Annotated in this window: 4 protein-coding genes and 1 pseudogene; 3 read left to right on the top strand and 2 right to left on the bottom strand. The window is 72.9% G+C overall.

Translation table 11 applies throughout. From position 1 onward, the window contains the following. Both DKT69_RS21565 and DKT69_RS21560 read right to left on the bottom strand, forming a co-directional pair. A partial coding sequence (locus DKT69_RS21565) for an acetyl-CoA carboxylase carboxyltransferase subunit beta (RefSeq protein ID WP_304598696.1) occupies positions 1-800 on the bottom strand: 800 nt, incomplete at its 3' end. Then, the gene (locus tag DKT69_RS21560; protein WP_109803333.1) at positions 797-1129 is read right to left on the bottom strand and encodes a TcmI family type II polyketide cyclase; all 333 of its coding nucleotides are present in this window, start codon (positions 1127-1129) and stop codon (positions 797-799) included. The genes DKT69_RS21560 and DKT69_RS21565, both read right to left, overlap by 4 nt. A 416-nt stretch (positions 1130-1545) precedes the next feature. Between DKT69_RS21560 and DKT69_RS21555 the strand changes: the two genes are divergently transcribed. The 3 genes and pseudogenes from DKT69_RS21555 to DKT69_RS21545 all read left to right on the top strand — a co-directional run. Beyond that, a complete protein-coding gene (locus DKT69_RS21555) occupies positions 1546-2346 on the top strand; it encodes an AfsR/SARP family transcriptional regulator (RefSeq protein ID WP_375373586.1) in 801 nt (266 codons plus the stop codon). 83 nt (positions 2347-2429) lie between these two features. Further along, the gene (locus DKT69_RS21550; protein ID WP_109803331.1) at positions 2430-2777 is read left to right on the top strand and encodes a TcmI family type II polyketide cyclase; all 348 of its coding nucleotides are present in this window, start codon (positions 2430-2432) and stop codon (positions 2775-2777) included. Positions 2778-2995: 218 nt separating this feature from the next. After that, positions 2996-3189: pseudogene (locus tag DKT69_RS21545) on the top strand (hypothetical protein); the annotation flags it as partial.

The raw sequence follows: 3189 nt of genomic DNA, 5'->3' as shown, positions 1-3189 counted from the left end.
GGCCAGGCGGCGGCCAGCAGCGCCGTCAGCCGCCCGCGCAGCGCGTGCCGGGGCACCACCATGTCGACCTGCCCGTGCCGCAGCAGGAACTCGGCCGTCTGGAAGCCCTCCGGCAGCGCGGCGCCGGTGACCTGCCGGATCACCCGTGGGCCGGCGAAGCCCATCCGCGCGCCGCTCTCCGCGAGCACCACGTCGGTGTTCGTCGCGAACGAGGCCGCCACCCCGCCGTACGTCGGATCGGTGATCACACTGACGGTGAGCAGTCCCGCCTCGCGCAGCCCGGCGACGGCCTGGCTCACGGTGGCCATCTGCATCAGCGACAGCGCCCCCTCCTGCATCCGGGCCCCGCCGGAGGCGGTGACCAGCACCAGGGGCACCTCCTCGGCGAGCGCCCGCTCGGCGGTCAGGGTGATCAGCTCGCCGACCGCGCAGCCCAGGCTGCCGCCGAGGAACCGGAAGTCCATCACCGCCAGCGCGATCCGGTGCCCACCGACGGCGGCGGTGCCGCAGACCACCGCCTCGTCCAGCCCGGTGCCGGCCCGCGCCGCGGTCAGCCGGTGCGGGTACGGCAGCGCGTCGACGAAGCCGATCGGGTCCACCTCCACCGCCCGCTCGGGCAGCGCGGTGAACGAGTCCGGGTCGACCAGCTGGGCCACCCGAGCCGGGGCGTCCAGGCGGGAGTGCGTGCCGCACTCGGGGCAGACGTCGAGGTTGCGGCGCAGCCGCTTGCGGTACAGCAGCGAGGAGCAGCCGGCGCAGCGGGACCAGAGCTGCTCGTCGCGGGGCGCGGTGGTGGTCACGGCCGCCGCCCGGGCGCGTCGAACCGGTAGAAGCAGTGGGCCATGGCGTCTCGGGGCGAGCGCCAGTCCGGCAGGTACGGCGAGATGAACGGCCGCAATCGCGTGCTGATCCGGACGAACTCGGGATGACCGCGGGCGTCCTCCACCGCGCCCTCGGCCGGCAGCTCCGTCTCCAGCAGATGGACGTAGAGGTCGTGCAGCCGGTACAGCGAGCGGTGCCGGACGCCGACCAGACGCGGCAGCTCCGTCGCGTCGGACTCGGCGAAGATCTCGGCGACCTGGTCCTCGGCGGTGGGCAGCACCTTCGCGACGATGAGCGAACGGTCCATGAAGCGTCTCCCCCTCGGGCGGGTTCCGGTCGGCCGGACGACTGCCGACACGATGCCGACGGGGACGTCACCGCAGCGTCACCCGAGCTGAGCGCGGGAGGTAGAGATTCGGTGACGCTGTGTTGACGCAAACTGTGCCGGGGCTATGCGTCCCCTTGCGACACCCAGCGCATAGCGACAAATATTCGCAGTTCAGGACCGCTGCGAACCGACCGTACTGGACGGTCACATTAACGACGAATAGGTTGACTGAGTGTAATCATCATTGATAATCTCCGTCTCGGTCAGCCCGGACGGCGCCGGACATCCGACGTCGCCGCCGCGGCGGAGCCGTTCCGACATCGGCGTCGCGGGCAGCCGCGCACCGGGGCAACGAGGACGGTCGGGACGAGGAGTCCGGGGCAGGGGGTGCGCCGGTGACCGGTCATTCCAAAATGCCGACGGCCGGCGCCGGACCCGCGCCGCGGGTGTCGCTACAGCTGCTCGGCGGTTTCCGGCTGCTGCACGACGACGTGCCGGTGGTGGTACCGCGGGGACTGCAACGGGTCATCGCCCTGATCGGCCTGCGCCCGGCCGCGACCCGCAGCCACCTGGCCGGACTGCTCTGGCCGGAGACGTCCGAGGAGCGGGCGCTGTCGTCGCTGCGTACCGCGCTGTGGCGGCTGCGCCAGGACCCCTGCTGCCCGCTGCTCACCGACGGGGACACCGTCCGGCTCGACCCGACCGTCCACCTCGACACCGACGAACTGGTCGACGTCGCGTCCCGGGTCCGCGACGGGGAGGTGCCGGACGCCGTCCGCGTCGCCGGCCGCCACGACCTGCTCCCCGGCTGGTACGACGACTGGGTCCTGCTGGAACGCGAACGGCTGCGCCAGCTCCGGCTGCACATGCTCGAACAACTCGCCGGCAACCATCTCGCGGCGGGCCGGCACGGGGAGGCGCTGGAGGCCGCCCTGGAGGCGATGGCCGCCGAGCCGCTCCGCGAGACGCCCCACCGCCTGGTCGTCCGGATCCACCTCGCGGAAGGGAACGCCTTCGAGGCGGTGCACGCCTTCTACGTCTACCGCGACCTGCTGCTGCGGGAGCTGCGCCTGGAGCCCTCCCCGGCGATGTGCGCGCTGCTCGACGAGACCCTCGCCCCGATCCGGCACGCCAGCCGGCCACCCGCACCCCGCTCCGGCGTCACCGGCCGCTCTCCCCGCGTGACGGGGAGGTGACAGCGGCCGGGCATGGTGGCCCGACAAGGTGTCCGACGTCCTCGGGCTGGGTCAGGGGCACCACCGGCGAGAGGGGTCCCCCGATGAGTCGTCTGTTGATCGTCAGCCGCATCGTCCCGGGAGCGGAGGGGCGGGTCGCGCAGATCTTCGCCGAGTCAGACGCGACGGAGCTGCCCGGCCTCGCCGGCGTCCGGCACCGGTCGCTGTACTGCCTGCACGACCTGTGCGTACACCTGATGGAGACGGCGGACGTCGACCCGGACGCGGTGGCCGGGGTGCGCAACCACCCGCTCTACCGGCAGGTCAACGAACGGCTCTCCGCGCACACGTCGCCGTACCTGCCGACCTGGGGCTCCCCCCGGGACGCCGTCGCCGGCTGCTTCTACACCTGGGACGCCACCACCGCGCCGGCGTCCGACCCGGTGCGCTGACACCGACTCTCCGGGCCCGTCCTGCACCGCGGTCCGGGGCGCCCCCGCCGGTCCGTCGCGACGGCACACGCTCGGTCATCCCGTCACCACCCGCCGGCACGACGTGTCCCAGCAGGGACGCAAGCCGCCGACCTCCCTGTCGTCCACGACGCACGTGTGCGAAGCTGCCCCCGGTTTTCTCACGACTGTCGTTCACGTACATAAGAGGGAGGTTTGCCGTGCCGTCGACTTTCGGGCAATGGCTGATCCTGATCCTGGCCCTGCTGGTGGGCCTCGCCGGCGGGTGGTTGCTGTGGGGTCGCCAGGCGGCCGACGGCCCGACGGCGCCCATCGTGGAGGGTGACCCGGTGGCGGACGCCGCCGAGGTCAGCGCCCCGACCACCGCCACCGTCGACCACGAGCGGCCGGCGGC

This window comes from Micromonospora sicca, assembly GCF_003172935.1.
Taxonomy (GTDB): Bacteria; Actinomycetota; Actinomycetes; order Mycobacteriales; family Micromonosporaceae; genus Micromonospora; species Micromonospora sicca.
This window is presented reverse-complemented; position numbering and strand designations above follow the sequence as displayed.